This is a genomic window from Gemmatimonadaceae bacterium (assembly GCA_036504815.1).
Taxonomy (GTDB): domain Bacteria; phylum Gemmatimonadota; class Gemmatimonadetes; order Gemmatimonadales; family Gemmatimonadaceae; genus PNKL01.
Map to the genome: position 1 here is coordinate 51,186 of DASXUN010000030.1, position 20,759 is coordinate 71,944.

At 70.2% G+C, this 20,759-nt stretch carries 18 protein-coding genes; 11 read left to right on the plus strand and 7 right to left on the minus strand.

Annotated elements, in window-relative coordinates; all coding sequences use genetic code 11:
- The first annotated feature begins 18 nt into the window (after positions 1–18).
- The 4 genes from VGJ96_14350 to VGJ96_14365 are packed head-to-tail and all read left to right on the plus strand — an operon-like array spanning position 19 to position 6,477.
- Positions 19–1,140, plus strand: a complete 1,122-nt coding sequence (locus tag VGJ96_14350; GenBank protein ID HEY3288297.1) for a glycosyltransferase family 4 protein — start codon at positions 19–21, stop codon at positions 1,138–1,140.
- 20 nt (positions 1,141–1,160) lie between these two features.
- On the plus strand, positions 1,161–4,244 hold the full coding sequence (gene asnB / locus VGJ96_14355; protein ID HEY3288298.1) for an asparagine synthase (glutamine-hydrolyzing): 3,084 nt from the start codon (positions 1,161–1,163) through the stop codon (positions 4,242–4,244).
- Positions 4,241–5,392 (plus strand): glycosyltransferase, encoded by a 1,152-nt coding sequence (locus VGJ96_14360; GenBank protein ID HEY3288299.1) that lies wholly within the window; start codon positions 4,241–4,243, stop codon positions 5,390–5,392. Before asnB ends, VGJ96_14360 begins: the two co-directional genes overlap by 4 nt.
- Positions 5,392–6,477: a glycosyltransferase gene (locus VGJ96_14365; protein HEY3288300.1), complete on the plus strand. Its 1,086-nt coding sequence runs from the start codon at positions 5,392–5,394 to the stop codon at positions 6,475–6,477. Before VGJ96_14360 ends, VGJ96_14365 begins: the two co-directional genes overlap by 1 nt.
- 12 nt (positions 6,478–6,489) lie before the next feature.
- On the opposite strand, the gene VGJ96_14370 is transcribed toward VGJ96_14365, so the two are convergent.
- The 3 genes from VGJ96_14370 to VGJ96_14380 form a co-directional block, all read right to left on the minus strand.
- The gene (locus VGJ96_14370) at positions 6,490–7,554 is read right to left on the minus strand and encodes a glycosyltransferase (GenBank protein HEY3288301.1); all 1,065 of its coding nucleotides are present in this window, start codon (positions 7,552–7,554) and stop codon (positions 6,490–6,492) included.
- A 7-nt stretch (positions 7,555–7,561) separates the two neighbouring features.
- Positions 7,562–8,332, minus strand: a complete 771-nt coding sequence (locus VGJ96_14375; GenBank protein HEY3288302.1) for a hypothetical protein — start codon at positions 8,330–8,332, stop codon at positions 7,562–7,564.
- A 511-nt stretch (positions 8,333–8,843) separates the two neighbouring features.
- On the minus strand, positions 8,844–10,907 hold the full coding sequence (locus VGJ96_14380) for a cation:proton antiporter (GenBank protein ID HEY3288303.1): 2,064 nt from the start codon (positions 10,905–10,907) through the stop codon (positions 8,844–8,846).
- A gap of 60 nt (positions 10,908–10,967) precedes the next feature.
- Between VGJ96_14380 and VGJ96_14385 the strand changes: the two genes are divergently transcribed.
- Both VGJ96_14385 and VGJ96_14390 read left to right on the plus strand, forming a co-directional pair.
- Positions 10,968–12,113: an acyltransferase gene (locus tag VGJ96_14385; protein HEY3288304.1), complete on the plus strand. Its 1,146-nt coding sequence runs from the start codon at positions 10,968–10,970 to the stop codon at positions 12,111–12,113.
- Between the two features lie 37 nt (positions 12,114–12,150).
- Positions 12,151–12,648, plus strand: coding sequence for a hypothetical protein (locus tag VGJ96_14390; protein HEY3288305.1), 498 nt, complete (start codon positions 12,151–12,153; stop codon positions 12,646–12,648).
- A 7-nt stretch (positions 12,649–12,655) separates the two neighbouring features.
- Here VGJ96_14390 and VGJ96_14395 read toward each other — a convergent pair whose 3' ends face one another.
- The 4 genes from VGJ96_14395 to VGJ96_14410 are packed head-to-tail and all read right to left on the minus strand — an operon-like array spanning position 12,656 to position 16,278.
- The gene (locus VGJ96_14395) at positions 12,656–13,087 is read right to left on the minus strand and encodes a DUF6526 family protein (GenBank protein HEY3288306.1); all 432 of its coding nucleotides are present in this window, start codon (positions 13,085–13,087) and stop codon (positions 12,656–12,658) included.
- 38 nt (positions 13,088–13,125) lie between these two features.
- The gene (locus tag VGJ96_14400) at positions 13,126–14,361 is read right to left on the minus strand and encodes an ABC transporter ATP-binding protein (protein HEY3288307.1); all 1,236 of its coding nucleotides are present in this window, start codon (positions 14,359–14,361) and stop codon (positions 13,126–13,128) included.
- Positions 14,351–15,178, minus strand: a complete 828-nt coding sequence (locus tag VGJ96_14405; protein HEY3288308.1) for an ABC transporter permease — start codon at positions 15,176–15,178, stop codon at positions 14,351–14,353. Before VGJ96_14405 ends, VGJ96_14400 begins: the two co-directional genes overlap by 11 nt.
- Positions 15,175–16,278 carry a mechanosensitive ion channel domain-containing protein gene (locus VGJ96_14410; GenBank protein HEY3288309.1) on the minus strand — a complete coding sequence of 368 codons (1,104 nt, stop codon included), beginning with the start codon at positions 16,276–16,278 and terminating at the stop codon, positions 15,175–15,177. Before VGJ96_14410 ends, VGJ96_14405 begins: the two co-directional genes overlap by 4 nt.
- 185 nt (positions 16,279–16,463) lie before the next feature.
- Here VGJ96_14410 and msrP point away from each other — a divergent pair, with 185 nt between their 5' ends.
- From msrP to VGJ96_14435, 5 genes are read left to right on the plus strand one after another with little or no spacing between them, the layout of a single operon-like run.
- Positions 16,464–17,411, plus strand: a complete 948-nt coding sequence (msrP, locus tag VGJ96_14415) for a protein-methionine-sulfoxide reductase catalytic subunit MsrP (GenBank protein HEY3288310.1) — start codon at positions 16,464–16,466, stop codon at positions 17,409–17,411.
- Positions 17,412–17,453: 42 nt separating this feature from the next.
- Positions 17,454–18,116, plus strand: coding sequence for a protein-methionine-sulfoxide reductase heme-binding subunit MsrQ (locus tag VGJ96_14420; protein ID HEY3288311.1), 663 nt, complete (start codon positions 17,454–17,456; stop codon positions 18,114–18,116).
- 55 nt (positions 18,117–18,171) lie between these two features.
- Positions 18,172–19,056 (plus strand): class I SAM-dependent methyltransferase, encoded by an 885-nt coding sequence (locus VGJ96_14425; protein HEY3288312.1) that lies wholly within the window; start codon positions 18,172–18,174, stop codon positions 19,054–19,056.
- Positions 19,057–19,108: 52 nt separating this feature from the next.
- On the plus strand, positions 19,109–20,281 hold the full coding sequence (locus VGJ96_14430) for a class I SAM-dependent RNA methyltransferase (protein HEY3288313.1): 1,173 nt from the start codon (positions 19,109–19,111) through the stop codon (positions 20,279–20,281).
- Positions 20,271–20,747: an MOSC domain-containing protein gene (locus VGJ96_14435; protein HEY3288314.1), complete on the plus strand. Its 477-nt coding sequence runs from the start codon at positions 20,271–20,273 to the stop codon at positions 20,745–20,747. Before VGJ96_14430 ends, VGJ96_14435 begins: the two co-directional genes overlap by 11 nt.
- The last annotated feature ends 12 nt before the right edge of the window (positions 20,748–20,759 follow it).

Here is a 20,759-nt window from a genome sequence, read left to right on the forward strand (position 1 = left end):
CGCAACTTCCGGATGCCCATGACCTTCTCCCTCGCGTTCATCGCGCATCAGGTGCATCGACGCGGCGGGCAGGAGCGCGCCGCGGCGGAGGTGCTCACGCGCATCGCGCGTCGCGTGCGTGTCACGATCATCGCGTCGGAGTGCGAGCTGCCCGCGGCACGCGTCACGTGGCGGCGAATCGCGCCGGCGCCGCGGCCGCTGGCGGTGGGGTCGTTCCTGTTTGCGCGCGCCGCGCGCGTCGAGGAACGGCGCGCCGGCTGCACGATCACGAACTGCATCGGCGCCTCGGCCTTCGATGCCGACGTCATCACCGCGCAGTACTGCCACGCGGCGTTCACGGCACGGTTCGGCGGGCTGCGCGGCGGGAGCACGCTCGGACGCGCCTGGCAGCGTGCCGCGCAGCAGGTCTTCGTGCAGCAGGAGCGGCGGAGTTATGGTGCGCGACGCCTGCGGCGCGTGATCGCGGTCTCGCACGGCACCGCCCGCGAACTGCAGGAGTTCTACGGCGTGCCGGCGGCGAAGATTGCCGTGGTCCCCAACGGCGTGGACCACGCCGTCTTCCGCCCCGCGGCGGACGCCGCGGCCAAACGCGCCCTGCGCGCGTCGCTGGGCATCAGTCCCGATGCGTTCGTGGCGCTGTTCTGCGGCGGCGATTGGGAGCGCAAGGGACTGCGCGACGCGATCGACGCCGTGGCCGGCGTGCCCGACGCGCTCCTCTGCATCGTCGGGCGCGGTGACGAGACGGCGATGCGCGCGCATGCGGCGCGGTGCGGCGCCGCCGACCGGGTGCATTTCGCCGGCCTGTCGACGACGCCGGAGCGCTGGTATGCCGCGGCCGACGTGATGTTGCATCCCTCGCGCTACGAGGCATTCTCCCTCGTGACGCTCGAGGGCGCCGCCGCGGGCCTGCCGATAATCACGCACGCCATCAATGGCACCGAAGAGCTGATTGCCTCGGGGGTCAACGGCTTCCTGGTGCCGTTCGGGGGCGAGGCGCTGCGCGAGCCGCTCCTGGCGTTGCGCGATGACGCCGCGCGCCGCGCGACGATGTCCGCGGCGGCCGTCGAGCGCTCGCGGCGCTACGCGTGGGACCGCGTGGCCGCCGAGTACTTCGACGTGCTGGCGGAGGCCGCGTCGTGACGACGCGCGCGGGCTGACCGATGTGCGCCATCTGCGGCCTGGTGCGACCGGGCGCGGCGCAGGAGCGCCCGCGCGTCGAGGCGGCGAACGCGCAGATGGTGCACCGCGGTCCCGATGACGGCGGGGTGTGGACAGGCGCCGGGATCTGCCTGGGCGCACGCCGGCTGGCGATCCAGGATCTCTCCGCCGCCGGCCATCAGCCGATGGCGAGCGACGACGCCCGGTTCGTCATCGTCTTCAATGGCGAGATCTACAACTTCGCGCGCCTGCGCGCGGCGCTGGATCCCGGCACGGTCTATCGCGGCCACTCCGACACCGAAGTGCTGCTGCACGCGGTGCGGCGGTGGGGATTCGACGAAACGGTGCGGCGCGCGCACGGGCAATTCGCCATCGCGGTGTGGGACAGCGAACGCCAGATCCTCCGCGCGGCGCGCGACCGCGCCGGCAAGAAGCCGTTCTTCTACGCGCACGACGGCGCGACGTTCGCCTTTGCGTCCACGCTGAACGCGTTGCGGGAGCTGGTGCCGCGCCATCCGGTGGTGGATCCGCGCGCCATCGACGCCTACCTCACCTACCAGGCGGTGCCGGCGCCGATGTCGGTGTGGCAGGGCATGCAGGCGCTGCCGCCGGCGCACACGCTCACCTTCGATGCCGCGAGCGGGACGTGCCGGCTGGACCGCTACTGGGACGTGTCGTACGCGACGAAAGTGCGGATGGACGAAGGCGAGGTGCTTGAAGAAGTGGAGCGCATCGCGCGTCGCGCGGTGGCCGACCGCCTGGTGGCGGACCGCACCGTGGGCGTCTTCCTGTCGGGGGGCGTGGATTCGTCGCTGATCACGGCCCTGGCCGCACAATCCGGGACGACCCCCATCGAAGCGGTTTCCGTGGGCTTCGATGACCCGGTCTTCGACGAGCGGCCGTTCGCCCGGCGCGTCGCGCAGCACCTCGGCGTGCGCCTGCACGAACGACTGCTTCGCCCCGACGTGGTCAACGACCTGCCCGGCATTCTCTGGCACTACGGGCAGCCGCTCGCCGACGTGTCCATCGTGCCCAGTCATGACCTGTCGCGCGTGGCGCGCGACATCATGGTGGTGGCACTCAACGGCGATGGCGGTGACGAGTTGTTCGGCGGGTACACACGTCCCATCGTGGCGCGTGCCGCCAGCTTGTATCGGCGTCTCGTGCCGCCGTCCATGCGACGGCTCCTTCCCGCGGCATTCCCGCGGCGCGAGTCGGGACTGCGGAAACACGCCTGGCAGCTGGCACAGGCGGGGCGCGCGGGGCCGGCGGAGTCGTTTACCTACGACCGCGGATTCCGCGACTACCGCGCGGCGGCATACGCCCCGGCGCTGCTCGACGCCGTGCACGGGTTCGACCCGGACGCGATGTACCGGGCCGTCTGGGATCGTGCCGACGGCACCGATGACGTGGACCGCGCGCTCTACGGCGACTTCTGCACCTACTTCCCTGACCAGCTCCTCGCCAAGGCGGACGTCGCCTCGATGGCGCACTCCCTCGAGGCACGGTCGCCGCTGCTCGACACGGAGATGATCGAGTTCGCGGCCACGATTCCCTCGGCGATGCGCCTCCGCGGGTGGGAGACCAAGCATCTGCTCAAGCGGCTCGCCGCGCGCTTCGTGCCGCCGGACGTGCTGTATCGGCGCAAGCGGGGCTTCGTGATGCCCGCGGCCCGCTGGATGCGCGGCCCGCTGGCACCGTACGTGCGCGCCACGCTCGACAGCCCGTCGTTCCACGATCGCGGCTGGGTGCGCCCCGAGTTCACGCGACGGCTCCTCGTGGAGCACCTGCGCGGCGAGCACGACTGGGGCGAGCAGCTCTTTACGCTGCTGGTCCTTGAACTTTGGGCGCGGCTGGCGCTAGATGGCTCGTTGCAGCGCGGCGATTCGCTCGATGCGCTGCGTTCGGGCGGTGGCGCGCGCGGCCTGCCGCCGGCGCGGCTGCGCACGGTGCAGGTTGGCATGGAGTGGTTTGACGAAAAGCCGGGCGGATTGAACCGGGTCTTCGGTGAACTGATGCGCCACCTGCCGGATGTCGGCGTGGACGTGCGCGGCCTCGTCACGGGGTCGGCGGGCGTCAGCGTGCAGACAGCGGGGCGTGTGCTGGGTGTCGCATCGCCCACTGCCGCGCTTCCCACGCGACTGCGCCGGTTGCGGCGAGCGGCGCTCGAGATGCTGCAGGACGAGCCGGACACGATCGTGGTGTCGCACTTCGCTCTCTATGCGTGGCCGCTGCTGGGCCTGCTGCGGGATTCCCGCCGTCGCTTCGTCGTTCACTTCCACGGGCCCTGGGCCCAGGAGGCAACGGCCGAGGAGATCCGCGGCATCGCGCCGCGCCTGAAGGCGAGCGTCGAGCGCGCGGTTTACCGCCGCGCCGACGCCTGCATCGTGCTCTCCAGCGCCTTCGGACGCATCCTCCACAATTCGTTCGGCGTCCCGTGGGAGAAGATTCACGTTATTCCGGGCGGTGTGGACTGCGACCGGTTCGCCATCGCCATGTCGCCCACCGAGTGCCGTGCCGCGCTCGGCTGGCCGGCGGATCGCCGCATCGTGCTCGCCGTGCGCCGCCTCACGCGCCGCATGGGGCTCGGGCAGCTGGTGGCGGCCGCCGGGCGGCTGCGCGAACGCGTGCCCGACGTGCTGGTGCTGATCGCGGGGCGCGGACCGCTCGAGGAGGAGTTGCAGACCCAGATTCAGCGCGCCGGGCTCGAGGAGCATTGCCGGCTGGCCGGCTTCGTCAGCGAAGACGACCTGCCGCGCGCGTATCGTGCGGCGGACGTGACCATCGTGCCGTCGGTGGCGCTCGAGGGGTACGGCCTCATCGTCCCCGAGTCGCTGGCGGCGGGAACGCCCGCGCTCGTCACGCCAGTCGGTGGACTTCCCGAGGCCGTGGAAGGGCTGTCGCCGGGTCTCGTCCTGGCCGATGCCTCGGCGGCGGCGATGGCGCAGGGACTTGCCGATGCTCTGACTGGTGTCACGTCGTTGCCAAGCGCCGAGGCGTGCCGCGCGTATGCGCGACGGCGCAACGACTGGCCCGTGGTGGCGGCGCAGGTACGGCGGGTGTACGAGGAGCTGCGGGCACCATGAGCGCGCGCGTGCTGGCGCTCGACCATGTTGGCGTCCTTGGCGGTGCCGAGCTGTCCATGCTCGACATCGTGGCGGGCCTTGGGCCGGACGTCCGTGTGCGATTGTTTGCCGATGGACCGTTTCGTGCGGCCCTCGAGCGCGGAGGCGCCGACGTGCGCGTGCTGCCGATGGGGAAACTCGCCGCCGTGCGCAAGGAAAGTCGCGCGCCATCGATCGGCGCAATCGTGTCGGCGTGGCAACTCGCCGGGGTCGTGGCACGCGAAGCGGCGGGCGCACGCGTGCTGTACGCCAACTCCCAGAAGGCCTTTGTCGTGGCGGCGCTCGCGGGCCGGCGCACCGGGCTCCCGGTCGTCTGGCACCTGCGCGACCTGCTGGGACCTCCGCACTTCAGCTCCTTGAACACCCGCGGGGCGGTGCTGCTGGCCAACGCCTGCGCGTCGCGCGTGATCGCCAACTCGCAGGCGACCGCCGCGGCCTTCGTGCGATCGGGTGGGCGAGCGCCGTTGGTGCGCGTGGTGCACAACGGCCTCGACGCCGCGCCGTTTGACACGGTGACCGATGCGGCGGCGCAGGGTGTGCGCGCTCAGCTGGCGCCCGGCGCCGGCTGGGTGATGGCCATGTTCGGCCGCCTGCACGCATGGAAGGGACAGCAGGTCGCCATCGACGCGCTCGCGCAGCTTCCGGCGGACTGTGCGCTGTGGATCGTCGGCGCGCCGCTCTTCGGGGAATTGGCGTTCGAGGCCGAGTTGCGCGCCCAGGCAGCGCGCCTCGGGGTGGCGTCGCGCGTGCGGTTTCTCGGCTTCCGCGAGGACGTTCCGACGCTGATGCGCGCGGCGGACGTGATCGTGCACGCCTCCACGTGGCCCGAGCCCTTCGGGCGCGTGATCGTCGAGGGCATGCTCGCGCGCCGCCCCGTGGTGGCCGCTGCCGCCGGCGGCGTCGGCGAGATCATCGCCGATGGGCGCACGGGCGTGCTCGTGCCGCCGGGCGACGCAACGGCGCTGGCGCACGCCGTGGCCGGCTTGCGCGACCACCCGGCCCGCGCGGCGATGATCGCCCAGGCGGGGGCGGCCCATGCGCGCGAGTTCTTTGACGTGGCGGCGATGGTGCGCGGCGTCCGCGCCGTGCTCGACGAGGTGGCGGGCTGATGCGCATCGCGATCGTGCACGACTACCTGAACCAGATGGGCGGGGCGGAACGCGTCGTCGAGAGCTTCCATCGCCTCTGGCCCGAGGCGCCGATCTTCACGACCATCGCGGACTGGGAGGCGATGCCGCACTCGCTGCGGAATGCGGACATTCGCGTCTCGTTCATGCAGCGGCTCCCGAGCTGGCGGCGCCATTTCCGCGCACTGCTGCCGCTCTATCCGTTCGCGATCGAGCGCTTCGACCTGAGCGGCTACGACGTGATCATCTCCAGCAGCAGCGCGTGGGCGAAGGCGGTGCGGGCGCCGGCTGGCGCCGTGCACATCTGCTACTGCCACACGCCGATGCGCTGGGTCTGGGACTACGAATCGTACGTCGCACGCGAAGGATTCGGGCCGCTCACGCGGCTGGCCCTGCCGGCGCTCATCGCGGCGCTGCGGCGGTGGGATGTGCGCACCGCCGTGCGCCCCACGCTCCTCGTGGTGAACTCGCGCGTCGTGCAGCAGCGGGTGGAGCGCTGCTGGGGGCGCCGCAGCGAACTGCTGCACCCACCGGTGGAGACGGAACGCTTCACGGTCGCGACCGGTGCCGGCCGCGCGCACCTGGTCGTGTCGCGCCTCGCCCACTACAAGCGCATCGACCTCGCCGTCGCCGCGTTCACGCAGCTGGGGCTGCCGCTGGAAATCATCGGCGACGGGCCGGCGCGCCGTTCGCTGGAAGCGATGGCCGGTCCGTCCATCACGTTCCGCGGACGGGTGGATGACGCCGGCGTGGCCGAGGCGATGCGCAGTTGTCGCGCGCTGATCTTCCCGGGCGAGGAAGACTTTGGCATCACGCCACTCGAGGCGAATGCGAGCGGCCGGCCGGTGATCGCCTTCCGCGCGGGCGGTGCCACTGAAACGGTCATGGACGGTGTGACGGGCGTCCTCTTCGCGGCGCAGACACCGGCATCGCTCGCCGACGCCGTGCGTCGGGCCGAGGCCATTGCATGGGACGCGCCGGCGCTTCGTCGGCACGCGGAACAATACTCGGTGGCGCAATTCGAGCGGCGATTCCGGGCCATCGTCGAACGCGCGGTGGCGCGCTAGACGTCGAACGACTCAGGGCGCGCGACGCAGCCCGCGCAACGCAGCCAGCACGCGCTTCGCCCATCGCCGCAGGACGGTGTCCCCTCGGGAGAGGGCGGCAAAGACGGGCGCCAGGCCAATTCGGAGCAAGCGCACCCGCAGGTGCACGCGCCATCCGTTGTCGAGTTCGTAGAGCATCGGGACCAGCTCCGCGCGTTCCGTCGGCGTGATCCACGGCATGAAGACCGACGTCGCGAACCGCACCGCCACACGCCGCCGCGCCCGCCGCACCTCGGCCTGGTTCCATCCGCGGCGGGCGTAGGCCTCCGCAAACGGGCCATGGAAGAGCCGGATCAGGCCGCGCAGGTGCATCACCTTGCGATGGTGCCGCGTCCCCTGCGCGTCGCCCCACACGCGGTAGTGCGCGAGCACTTCGTGCACGTACACGTTGCCGTATCCGAGGTCCGCCAGCCGCACCGAGAGATCGTAGTCTTCGGTGTAGCTGGGGCGGCCGTGATAGTAGTTCGCGCGGCGCAACGCCTCGGCCCGGAACATCAGGATGTTCGCGACGGTCTTGTATCCCTTCAGGGCCTCGCGCAGGGCCGCATCGGCGCTGACGAACTCCTGGGGCCGGTGCAGATGGCTGACGCTTTGCACGACGTCGTTGGCGTCGATGACCGCGACGGACGAGTGCGCGTACGCGGCGTCCGGATGCTCCAATAGCTTGGCGTGGAGCACGCGCACGAAGTCGGGAAGCAGCAAGTCGTCGGAGTCGAGGCGGACGACGAACGCCGCCGACGGCTGCTTGAGCACCCACGACGAATTCTCGGCGATGCCGAGGTTCGTGTCGTGCCGATGGTAGTGCACGCGCGGATCGCGCGCGCTGAGCGCCGTCATGACGCCGGGGGTCTCGTCGGTGCTCGCGTCGTCCGAGACCCAGACTTCGACGTGCGGAAAGTCCGTCTGCCGCAGCGCACTCTCGACGGCCCGGCCCACGAACTGGGCCTGATTGTAGGTCGGGATGCAAACCGCGACCGTCGGGAGCGTCTCGCGATTCATCGCATCGGAGGTCGGTCGATCGCCATGGCGTGAGGCCACGCGGCGCCTAGCGGCGCCAGCCGATGCCGGCCGTCAGGCGGAACCACCCGCCATCCGGACCCACGTCCGGTCCGCCCACCACCTTGCGGCCGTCGAAGTGCCATGCGGCGCGATTTGGCGCGATCTTCTTGCCCGCCCGCGCGCCAATCGTCAGGCCGAAGCGATCGCCAACCGAGCGGAGCACGAGCCAGTCGGCGCCAATTGCCGGTTCGAAGAGCAGGTACGTCGCGTCGAGCTTCGACGAATAGTTCGGGTGCAGGGCGACTTCCGTGAAGCTGGGATCCACGCCGGCTGGCGGCGCGCCGCCGCCGTTGCGATCCGAGAGCGTCAGCACCATCGTGCCCGCGCCGACACCGAGCATGGGGTAGAGATTCAGGTGCCGTCCTGCATACCACGTGTACCCGAACTGACCGAGATAGAATCGGCTGCGCAGCGCTGAGGTGCGGCCGCTGCGGGGGTCGCCCTCCTCGCCGAAATCGGTCATCGCGTACTCGCCGCCGAGCACCATACGGCCGAAGCCGATGCGAGCACCGCCGCCGTACGAGATGGCATCATTGGACACGGCGAAGTACTTGGCCGTGTCGAGGCGCTGGTTCAGGTCGGCCGTGAAGGCGATGCTGCCGCCCGTGCCCAGGAAGACGCTGGCATATGGAAAGGTGCCGCCAGGGCCCACGCCTTCGCCGCGAGCGCCCTGTGCCGCCAGCGGTGAGGCGGCGAGCGAGAGGAGCAGCGTACAGGTCGCGGCCCGCGTCAGTGCGGGGGTCAGTCGGTTCGTCATACGCGTCGGTTTCGAGGTGACGCCCGGTCTCTCGCAGGGCGAGAGTAAAATAGCGCTCCACTCACGCGGGCGCGCCCCCGAGATGCAGGCAGGATCGCACCGGACGTGGCCGCCCACGACGCACGCCGATCGCGCACGTCGTTGCCGCCACACGTGCGATTGACCGACGTCGCGGGAGCCGCACGGCTTCGATGGGCACGTGCTCGCGACGAGCACGCGGTCGCGAAAGACTCGTGGTCGCGCAACTGTTGCGGTCGCGTCTAGGCGACGGTCGCGAGAGACTCGCGGTCGTGAAAGACACGCCGTGCAGAGTGGCTGCGATGTGACGCTGTGGAGACGCCGAGCTCGACGCGAAGGTCGGTGGCGGACGGCTGGTCCGACTGGGGCTCTACTGTCAGAGGAACGTGAAACCGAAATTATCGCTATAGATACGCGATGATGGCGTGTTAGTGGCGCTAAAAATGGTGACAGATCGTAGATCGAACCTGGAATACTGTTACGCGCCAGCGCTTCAGTCGGCCGAGCGCGGAGCCGTGAGCAACGCAATCGCCGCCGCGACCGCCTCTCGCGTTCCAGCGAGCGCCAGCACGTCGCCCGCGTGTATCACCTCGGCGCCGCGCGGAATCAGGATGCGCTCCTCGCCGCGCGCGATGGCCAGCACACCAGCCCCAGTGCGCGCGCGCACGTTGAGTTCGCGCAGCGATCGGCCCGCGGCCGCGTGTGATGCCTCGATGGCGACACCCACCGGCGTCCCCATGCCCGGGAGCAGTTCTTCGGCGTGCGCAATCGGCTGCGGCACCGGATACGAGCCAGTCTCCGCCATCTGGTGCCGGAGTGCCGATACCAGCAGCTGCGCGCCCGCTTCCGCGTGACCCTGCAGCGTCGCGGCACCGCGCCAGACCAGCACGCCGATGACCATCACCAGCAGCAGCAGGGCCGCCGCGCCGCGCAGGGGTGGCAGGAACGGCTGGGCGACGGCGACCACCGGCACACAGGCGAGCAGCAGGATGCCGCCCTGCAGCGAGACGGCCAGCGCCCGTCGCGGCGCAAACCCGAAGTCCACGCCACGCGGCGGCACGGGCAGGGCGCGCTCCGAGAGCAGGCCGCCGAGGCGGCTGGCCGACCGGAACAGGCCGAGGGCCAGCGGCGCTGCCGCCAGGGCGGCGACCGCCAGCACCAACAACTGCGCAACCTGCGGACCCGCGCCCGTCCAGCGCTGGAGCAGGGACATGCCGCGCGGCATCTCGACCGCAGCCGCCACGACGATGGCGATCAGGGTGCCGACATCGACGAGGAGAAACCCGACCAGTTGACGCGCGTGCGACCGGTGCTGCGGTTCACCGCCGCGGCGCATCGCCTCGAACCAGGAGCCGTACAGGGCCACGAAGGTCTGCAGCGGCGCGGGGAGCGCGCGGTCGATGCGCGCCGCGACGCCGGCGGAGGCGGCGATCAACGCCGGCGTGGTGAGGGTGGTGATGGCCGACGCCGCCACCGCGACGGGCAGCAGCTGATCGCCGACCGTGCCCGACGCCACGCCGACGCCGACGATGATGAACGAGAACTCGCCGATCTGGGCGAGGCTCATCGCCGCCCGCACGCTGGTGCGCACGTCACGACCGGAGAAGAAGACCGCGCCGGTGACGGCGAGCGCCTTGCCGCCCAGCACCACGACCGTGATGACCGCCACGGCGCCCCAGTGACGCGCGACCAGCGCCGGGTCGATGGACATGCCGACCGCGACGAAAAACACGGCGGCAAAGAAATCGCGCAGGGGCGCGAGCAGCCTCGCGATGGCATGCGCCGCACCCGATTCGGCCACGAGGGCACCCATCAGGAAGGCGCCGAGCGCGGCCGAGTAGCCGAACGCCACGGCGAGCAGCGCGGCGGCGAAGGCCAGGCCCACCGTGGTGACGAGCGTCGTCTCGTCGCGCCGCAGCCGCGCCACGGAGCGGATGAAGCGCGGCACCACGAGGAGGCCGAGGCCGATGAGCGCGGCGAGGAAGGTGACCAGCTGCAGCACCGTGCCGCCGAGGCTGCGCGCGGTCATCGCGTTTCCGCTGCCGAGCGTCGAGAGCGCCGCGAGGAGGAGGATGGCGATGAGGTCCTCGAACACGAGGATGCCGAAGACCGTCTCCTTCACGGCCGGCTCGACGGGCCGGTCGTTGAAGGCCCGCGCGATGATGGTCGTCGAGGAGATGGCGACGATGGCCCCGGTGAAGATGGCTTCCCGGGCGGACCATCCCAGCAGTTCCGCCGCCGCGACGCCGAGCCCGAACATCGCGGTCGTCTCGAGCAGCGCCACCAGCCCCGACACGGGGGCCAGCCGCAGCATCCGGCGCAGCGAGAACTCGAGGCCGATGGAGAACATCAACAGCACGACGCCGACTTCGGCGAGCGACGACACGGTCGCGGCGTCGGCGATCAGGGGCACGGGAACGTGGGGCCCGACGATCATGCCGGCCAGCAGGTAGCCAAACACGACCGGGAGGCGAATGCGCTGGCAGAGCACGGTGGTGAGGGCGGCGACGCCGCACACCACCGCGAGCGTATACAGGAAGGAGTCGGCGCTGTGCATCGCAGGGAGAGTGGTGTGCGGTGCGACGAGATGCAACGGGGGTGTGCGGCGTGCGCGCTGATGGTGCATCCCGCCGCGCCGTGCGAAATTGTGCGCGTGTCGGAGCCGACTTCACCGCCGCGTCCTGATCGCGCGCGCATCCCGTCCCTCGACGGGTTTCGCGCGCTTTCCATCGCGCTCGTCATTGTCTATCACCTGGCCAGCCAGGATTCCGCGCCGGCCGGGCTGCGACAGGTCGGTTACGCGACGCACACCGGCGGGCTCGGGGTGCGGATCTTCTTCGCGATCTCCGGCTTCCTGATCACCACGCTCCTGCTCGCGGAGTACGAAGCGCGCGGCGACATCTCGTTGCGCCGTTTCTACTATCGCCGCACGCTCCGCATTCTTCCGCCGTACTACGCCTACCTCGCCGTGACGGTGACGCTGGCGGCGTTCGGTGTGTTCTCCCTGCATCCGGGCGACGCGCTGCATGCGTGGACGTTCACGATGAACTTCCGGGCGCTCACCGCGGCCTGGCCGGTGGTGCATGCGTGGTCGCTGTCCATCGAGGAGCAGTTCTACCTCCTCTGGCCGGGCGTCCTGCTGCTGCTCGGGCCGCGCCGGGCGCGTCCGCTCCTGGTGGGGGTGATCGTGGGGGCGGCGCTCTGGCGTGTCGGGGCGTACGCGTACCTGTTCCGCATCGGCGAGGCCGCGCAGTACGCCTTCCGGGGCGTCGCGGACTGGCTGGCGGCGGGGTCGCTGCTCGCCCTCGTGCGGACCCGCCTGCACGCCACTCCCTGGTATGCACGTGGGCTGGCCCACCCCGCCTTTCCGCTGCTTGGGATCCTGGTCGTCGCGGCGTCGTGGACCGGACTTGGCTATTGGCGGCGCGCCGACCTCATGATGCCGGGCGCGGTATTGGGGACCGTGCTCCTGCTCGACTGGGCGATGACGCATCCGACGCACCTGCTGGCCCGCCCGCTCAACTGGGAACCCGTGGCCTGGGTGGGCCGCCTCTCGTATTCGCTGTACCTCTGGCAGCAGCCGTTCCATGCCCCGGGGTCGAGCCGCTGGTGGGAGCAGCCACCCCAGAACGTCGCCGTGGCGCTGCTCTTCGCCATGGCCTCATACTATCTCGTCGAACGACCAGCACTGAACTGGCGGGCCCGGCTCGAACCGCGGCTGCAGTGGCTGCGCCCCGTTCGTTCAGCGAAGCGAGCGCAGTAGATTGCCGGGACCTGCCCCCTGCTCACCCGGATGACGCATGCCGATCCTCGAATTCTCGGAGCTTCCCGCCGACGCGCGCGTTTGGCTGTTTGGCGCCGCCGCCCCTGTTGATGACGTCGATGCGCGGCGCGTGCTGACGGCGGTCGATTCCTTCCTGCTGACGTGGAAGGCGCACGGGCAGCCGCTGTACGCCGCGCGCGACTGGCGCGACGAGCGGTTCCTGGCGGTCGGCGTCGACACCTCGCGCGAAGGCGCCTCGGGGTGCTCCATCGACGGGCTGTATCGCGCGCTGAAGCAGCTCGAAGCCGGCATCGGCACGACGCTCCTCGACAGTTCGCTCGTGTACTACCGCGACGCCGCCGGCTTTGTGCATGCGCTGACGCGTGACGACTTCTCGCTGCTGGCGCGCGCGGGACACGTGGGCGCGGACACCGCCGTGATGGACCTGTCCATCACGGACGCGGGCTCGTATCGCGCGCATTTCGAGCGGCGCGCCGCCGACAGCTGGCACGCCGCCCTGCTGCCGTCCCGCTAGCCCGCGCTCAGGCGCGCTGCCAGTCGGCCTGCCAATCCTTGATGGCGGCCTTGATGTCCTTCTGCTCGACGAGTTCGCCCCTCACCACGCGCTGCACCAGCCCCGGAAGTTCGGCGTCGCTCGCGAAGCGGAGCCCGACGAACTGCCGCACGGTGATGCGGCGGATGTCGGCGTCGGGCACGCCCAGTTCGCGCAGCTTGAGGCGCATCTCGAGCCGGATGACGCGGTCCTGCACCGTGAGGGCCATGATGCGGGCCGACCAGACGATGGCGAAGAAGCCGATCGAGAGCACCACGTTCCAGAGCGCGTAGCGCGTCGGGGCGTAGTAGGCGTGCCGCGCCTGGATGATGACGTTGAACAGCGCGATGGGCGACGCGATGAAGTGATAGAGCACGTCCCAGCGCGTATGGTGCGTGAAATCCTGCGTCTTCTCGGACATGGAGTTCCTCAGGGGGTGGTGGGCGGTACGCGTGGCCGCTAGGCGCGGGTCACGCCAAAGGTGTAGTCCTCGTGGTAGACCATGTGCGCCGGATGCCAGTCGTAGTCCGGGCGGGCCTGGCCTTCCATGGTCACGTCGAACGGGCAGAGCCCGCTGAGATTCTCAAAGATGGTATGGGTGGCGCGGTCGGTGACCCAGACGCTGAGGGTGTAGTGCCCCATGGCGAGCCGGAACCTGGGGATGTCGATCCGCACCGCGAACCGCCCCGTCGCATTCCGGAACTCCGGGCCGTCGCCGTAGATCCAGAAGTGAGCCACGTTGCGGTCGCTCTCATCGACGACATGCACGGAGAAGCAGAGCTGGCTGACTGGCTCCGGCACCTCGAGCGTGAACGTCAGGGCAAACGGGTCGCCGTGGCGATGCAGTCCGTCGCCGGCGGATGCGACTACGTGCCCGTCCACGAGGTGGACGCCCGCGCGGCCGGCCGGGGCCCGGTAGGCGTGCGGTGATCCGGCTCCTTCCGACTGCAGCGCGCGATAGAAGGCGAGCCCGTCCGCCGTGGCCCCGTCAAAGGCGATCTGGCCGCGCTCGAGCACCAGGGTGCGCGTCGTCAATGTCGAGACGGCCTGCATCGCGTGGCTCACGAACAGCACGGTGCGCCCGGCGCCGGCCACCTCGCCCATCTTGCCCAGGCACTTGCGCTGGAACTCCTGGTCGCCGACGGCAAGCACCTCGTCCACCACCAGGATCTCGGCGTCGAGGTGCGCGGCGACCGCAAAGGCGAGGCGCATGTACATGCCGCTGCTGTAGCGCTTGACGGGCGTGTCGATGAAGCGCTCGATGCCGGCGAATTCCACGATGGCGTCGAAGCGCCGCGCCACCTCATGCCGCCGCATGCCGAGAATCGCGCCGTTGAGGAAGACGTTCTCGCGGCCGGTCAGCTCGGGATGGAATCCGGTGCCGACTTCAATGAGCGAGCCCACGCGGCCGTGCAGCTCGGCCCACCCGGTGGACGGCGTCGTGATGCGGCTGAGCAGCTTCAGAAGGGTGCTCTTGCCGGCGCCGTTCCGGCCGATGATGCCCACGGCCTGTCCACGCGGGATCTCGAACCCCGCATCGCGCAGCGCCCAGAACAGTTCGGCGCGGCCGCCCGTGAAGGGGTGGCGCACGGCCGTGACGAGACGCTCGGCGAGCGTGGTCGCCCGCGGCCCGCGGCCGATCCGGTACGCCTTGCCGAGCCGCTCGGCCCGGATGGCGAGTTCGTCAGATCTCATCGGCGAAGCTCCGCTCGATGCCGCGGAAGACGGCGCTTCCGCCCGCGACCAGCACGAGGGCGGCGCCAACGCTGTACAGCAGCGCGCGCGTTGCCGGCGCCGGCGTGCCGAGCAGCGACCAGCGCACGAGCTCGATGGGGGCCGCCAGCGGGTTGGCGTAGTACAGCGCCTGCCACCGGGCCGGCACCGCCGATGCGGAGTACGCCACCGGGCTGGCGTAAAGCGCGAGCTGGATGGCGACGGGGATCAGGTATTGCACGTCGCGATAGCGCACCGCGAGCGCCGCCGCGGCAAATCCGGCGCCAAGTGCGAGCGCGCCGAGCAGCACAATGGCGACCGGCAGCAGAAGCACGCGGGCACTGAACGCCTGTCCCTGCGCCACGGCGATCACCGCGAAGGCGGCGAGCGTCACCAGCAGGTCCACCAGCGCCGCCGGGACGACGGAGAGGGGGAGGATGAGCCGTGGAAAGTAGACGCGCGTGACGAGCTGCGGATTCTGGATGAGCGACGTACTGGCGCGCGTCAGCACGCTGGAGAAGAAGTTCCACCCGGCGAGCGCGGCGAGGGCGAACAGGACATACGGCCGGTCGTCGGTGGGGACGTGGGCGATGGTCCCGAAGACGAACGCGAAGATGCCGGCGGCGGCGAGCGGCTGCAGCACGACCCACGCGACCCCGAGAAAAGTCTGGCGGTAGCGCAGGCGCAGGTCGCGCCCGCCCAGCGCCCCGAAGAGGTCGCGATAATGCCAGATCTCGCGCACCGTGCGCAGCGGGGCTGCGCTCCCCTCGCCGATGCGAACGATGGGGAGGTCCGTCACGCGGTGCCTCGCGCCGAGGTGACGGTCGCCACGCCGGACGCGAGGGTGATGCCCTCACGCTGGAAGGCCGAGTAGACACGGAGCAAGATGGCCTGACGCGCGTCCAGCCCCGTCAGCCAGTCGGCCGTCGTGACGAGGAACGCCGTCTCGAACTCATGGCCGGCCGGCGTGGTGCCGATGAGGTGCGACCGCTGGAACGTCACGTACGGCTGTCCCTCGACGGCCTGCTTGAACAGTTCGGGAATGCCCGACAGGCGCACCGCGTCGGTGCTGAGCGCGACCGTGGTGTGCAGCACGTACCGGCGGCTCTCGCGTCGCGCGAGGTTGCGGATGCGGATCTTCAGCAGGTCGGCATTGGCGATGATGATCTCCTCGCCATTCACGCTGCGAATGCGCGTCGTCTTCAGCCCGACCTTTTCCACGGTCCCCTCGTGCTGGTCGACCACGATGTAATCGCCGACGACGAAGGGCTTGTCGAGCACGATGGAGAGGGCCGCGAACAGGTCGCCGAGAATGTTCTGCACCGCGAGCGCAATCGCGATGCCGCCCACGCCGAGGCCGGTGATGAGCGTGGTGATGTTGACGCCGTAGTTCTGCAGGGCGAGCAGCACCAGCAGGACCCACAGGGCCAGTCGGACCCCGAAGCCCAGCGCCGCCATCGTGGTGCGGTCGCTCTGCTGCGGGTTGTTGCGCGCCCATTGGCCAAGCCAGAACCCGACGATGACGTTGGTCCAGGCAAAGCCCTGCAGCACGAGGGCGAGGATCTTGATGATCCGCACCGCTTCGTCGGCCGGCGGCGGGAACGTGATGAAGGCGTCGATGCCGACGAGCGCGACGAAGACAAAGAGCGACGTCCGGATGCCGTGGACGATCTCGATGGCGAAGTCGTCGGCCACGGTCTCAGTCTGCGCGGCGAGCTTCGCCAGCCGGTGTTCGGTGACCGTGCGCAGCAGCCACAGCAGCGCCATGCCGATCCCGGCCGCCGCCACGGCCTGCAGCCACTGTTCCGGTGTGCTGCCAAGGAAGGTGCCGCCGGCCATGAGGCGGTCCGCGGCGTCCGCGGCGCGCGTGAAGGTTCCGGTGGTGTCAGCGGTCTGCATTGGTGGCGGTGGGTCCCGGGCGGCGAGGGCGAACCATCGGCGGTGTGGTGGCGTTCATCGGCAGGGCGGGGTGTTGCCCGCGCGCACTGCCTGAAGTTACGCTCCCTACGCGGACCCGTCAGCCCATCCCAGGGAACCACGATGCCGCCGTGCAGGTACGTCAGCTACCTCCAGCCCCCCGACCCATGCTGATCCGTCCCGCCGTGCCGCAGGACCTGCGCTCATCGGAGATCACCCCGGAGCCGCTCTACCTCACGCGCCGTGAATGGCTGGCCGCCGCCGGCCTCACGGTGGGTGCGATCGCCGGCGCTTCGGCACTGTTGCCGCGCGAGGCGCGGGGACAGCAGGCGCCCGGCAAGCCGTACGGCCTGCAGCCGGACGACAAGCCGACGCCGTGGGAGGACGTGACCACCTACAACAACTTCTACGAGTTCGGGACCGACAAGTCGGATCCGGCGGAGATGGCGCGCGGTTTCAAGCCGCGGCCCTGGACGGTGCGCGTCGAGGGGCTGGTGCGGAAGCCCGCGAGCTACGCGCTCGAGGACTTCCTGAAGCCGAGCCGAGTCGAGGACCGCATCTATCGGCATCGCTGCGTGGAAGCCTGGTCGATGGTGGTCCCGTGGCGCGGGATCATGCTGTCGGACGTGCTCAAGCGGGCGGAGCCGACGCCGGGCGCGAAATTCGTGGAATTCACGACGCTGTACGATCCGTCGCGCATGCCGGGGCAGCGATATCCCGTGCTGCGCTGGCCGTATGTGGAGGGGCTGCGCCTCGATGAGGCGATGCATCCGCTGACGCTGCTCGTGACCGGCCTCTACGGACGCGACCTGCCCAACCAGAACGGCGCGCCGCTGCGCCTGGTCGTGCCGTGGAAGTACGGCTTCAAGGGGATCAAGTCGATCGTGCGCATTCGACTGACCGACACGCAGCCAGCCACCGCCTGGAACGTCTCGGCGCCGGACGAATATGGCTTCTACAGCAACGTCAACCCGACCGTGGATCATCCGCGCTGGAGCCAGGCCAAGGAACGGCGCATCGGCGAGTTCCTGCGCCGCCCGACCCTGATGTTCAATGGCTACGCAGACCAGGTGGCGTCGCTGTACGCGGGGATGGACCTGCGGCGGAACTACTAGGTGGAACGAGGGCGGGGCGAGAGGCTCGGCGAGGGGGGACGCGTGCAGGAACGGGTGAAGCGGATGCAGCGGCCGCGGTGGTGGACGTGGGCCGTCTGGATCGCGGTGCTCGTTCCCGGGCCGGCGGTGCTGGGGGTGCTCGTCTCCGACTTCGTGCTCGGGACGCGTTTCCTCGGATCGAACCCCGTGAAGGAAGGGGAACTGGTCCTCGGCCAATGGACGATCAAGTATCTCGTCGCCGCCCTCGCGGTCACGCCGGCGCGCCGGCTCCTTGGGTGGAACTGGCTGCAACGGGACCGCCGCACCTTCGGGCTCGCGGCGTTCTTCTACGGACTCACGCACTTTCTGTGGTATGCGCTGCTCGACATCCAGCTCGACGGCGCCGAACTCGCCAAGGACCTGACGAAGCGCACGTACATCATCGTCGGGTTCACCGCGCTGCTGGTGATGCTGCCGCTCGCCATCACCTCCACCCGTGCGGCGATTGCCCGCCTGAAGCGCCGCTGGGTGATGCTGCATCGTCTCGTCTATGTCGTGCCGGTGCTGGGCATCATCCACTGGTGGATGTCGGTGAAAGCCGATGTGGCGCAGCCGATCCTCTACAGCCTGATCTTCGCGCTCCTCCTCGGCTGGCGCGGGTGGCGGTACGTGGAGGCAAACCGCAGTCGCGGCCTCGCGGCAACCGTCCACAACGGGCCAGATTGAACGCAGCGGCGGCGCGGACCGCATGCGATGGCGCGCAACGATGGCGGGGAGAACAATGAGTTTGGTCAGGCAATTCGCGCAGTGGTGCGTGCGCCAGGATGGCCTCTGGCGCATCCTGGACAAGAGCGTGCTTCGGATGGTGCGCTATCTGGAGTGGGCGCGAACGGAGGTTGACCGGACGACGGGATTCGCCGCCCTCACGGCCCGCTTCCTCCCGCCGGCCGGTACGCCGCTGGTGGTGCTCGGCGGGCCGTTCGCGGGCATGCGCTATCCCGGCAGCCGAGCCGTCGGCAGCGCGCTGACCCCGAAGATTCTGGGCACATACGAGAGCGAGCTGCACGCGTGCATCGAGGACGCCTGCGCGAAGTCGTACGATCGGGTGGTCGATGTCGGATGCGCCGAAGGCTACTACGCGGTCGGACTCGCCCGGCGCCTGCCGTCCGCGACGGTGTACGCGTTCGACACCGACGCCGAGGCGCGCGAGCTCTGCCGTGACATGGCGCAGGTGAACGCGGTCGCTCATCGCGTGGTCATCGGCGCGGCGTGTGATGCACCCCTGCTCGCCGAGCTCGCGACGCAAGGTCCGATGCTGGTGATCAGCGACTGCGAGGGCTACGAGGACGAGCTGCTCTCGCCGAAGATCGTGCCGGCGCTCGCCCGGCATGACCTGCTCGTTGAATGTCACGACTTTCTCCGCCCCGGCGTGACGACCGCGCTCATCATCCGGTTCAGCGCCACGCACCACATACAGGCGCTCACGAGCACGCCGGACGGCGAGCGGCCCATTCCACCCGACGCACCGGCGCTCGCTCGGTTCACGCCGACGGAGCGCCGGCGCCTGCTCGCTGAGCATCGGCCGGGACAGATGACCTGGTTGTACATGACGCCGAAGATCGAGCAACGAGCCTCACAGGATCGCTCGGACGTGGCGGTGGCCTGACGCCCGCGACTCGGCTGGCGCGAAAGGCGTGCACGGCGCGACACTTCAGGGAATGCCGCCGCACCGCACACCCGCCAGCGCACCGCGTGACGCGCTGATCATCACCGCGCCGGGCCTCGAGGCGCTGGCCCGGCGGGAGCTGGCCGCCCTTGGCATCACCGTGAGTGGCGAGGAGCCGGGAGCGGTGTCGGCGACCGTCAGCGCGCGTGACGTGATGCGCGCCAACCTGCACCTGCGGACGGCGAGCCGCGTGGTGCTGCGCGTGGCGGAGTTCAAGGCGCTGAACTTCGCCGACGTCGAGCGGCACGCGAAACGGGTTCCGTGGGAGACGGTCGTCACCGTCGGGCAGCGGGTCCGCTTTCGGGTCACCTGCCGAAAGTCGCGTCTCTATCACTCCGGCGCGGTGGCGCAGCGGCTGACCGAGGCGCTGGCCGCGCGCATCCCCGGGATTGCGTCCGCCGACGCAGAGCGGTCCGATGAAGACGAAGGCGGCGCCGAGCAACTGTTCATCGTGCGCGTCTTCCGCGATCGCCTGCTGCTGAGCGCCGACACGTCAGGCGAACTGCTGCATCGCCGCGGCTACCGGCAGGCGACGGCGAAGGCGCCGCTGCGTGAGACGCTGGCAGCCGCGATGCTGCTGGGCGCGAACTGGGACGGGACGACACCGCTGGTCGATCCGATGTGCGGATCGGGGACCATCCCCATCGAAGCCGCCATGCTGGCCCGCCGCCTCGCGCCGGGGCGCGCGCGGTCGTTCGCCTTCGAACGCTGGCCGGCGCACGACACGGCGATGTGGAAGGCGGTGCGCGACGAGGCGCTGGCGAAGGAACGGCCGGCGCCCGGCGTTCCCATCGCGGCCTCCGATCGCGATGCGGGCGCCGTGGCCGCGACCATCGCGAACGCGGCCCGGGCCGGCGTGACCGCCGACGTTGCGGTCGCGCAGCAGTCGGTGAGCGCGCTGCGCGTGAGCGAAGGCCCGGGACTGCTGATCGTGAATCCTCCCTACGGCATTCGTGTCGGCGACAAGGCGCCGCTGCGCAACCTGTTCGCGCAGCTGGGCAACGTCGCGCGCGCGCAGGCGGCCGGCTGGCGCCTCGCGATGCTGAGCGCCGATCGCGATCTCGAGCGGCAGCTGCGCCTGCCGCTCACGGAACAATGGAAGTCGACGAACGGCGGGATTCCCGTGCGTCTTGTCACGGCGGAGGTGCCGGGCGATGACCGATGAGCAGGGCGTGATCGTCTCCATCAACGTGTCGCGCGGCGGAGTGCCCAAGCTACCGGTGCAATCGGCGCGCATCAGCGCGGGCGGCCTTGAAGGCGACGGCCAGCGCGACCTGCGCCATCACGGCGGGCCCGACCGGGCGGTATGTCTCTACGCGATCGAGCGCATCGAGAGCCTGCGACACGAAGGGCACCCTGTTGCACCGGGCACGACGGGCGAGAATCTCACCATTCGCGGTCTCGACTGGGACGCAATCATCCCCGGCGCTCGCCTGCTGGTCGGCGACGTCATGATCGAGATCACCGGGTATGCGTCTCCCTGCACGAGCATCCGGCCGTCATTTGCCGATGCCGACTCCACGCGCATCTCCCAGAAGGTGCATCCGGGATGGAGCCGCGTGTACGGGCGGGTCCTCGGCGAAGGCGAGTTGAACTGTGGAGACGCCGTGCGCCTGAGCGTGCCCGGCTGAGCATCGCGGATC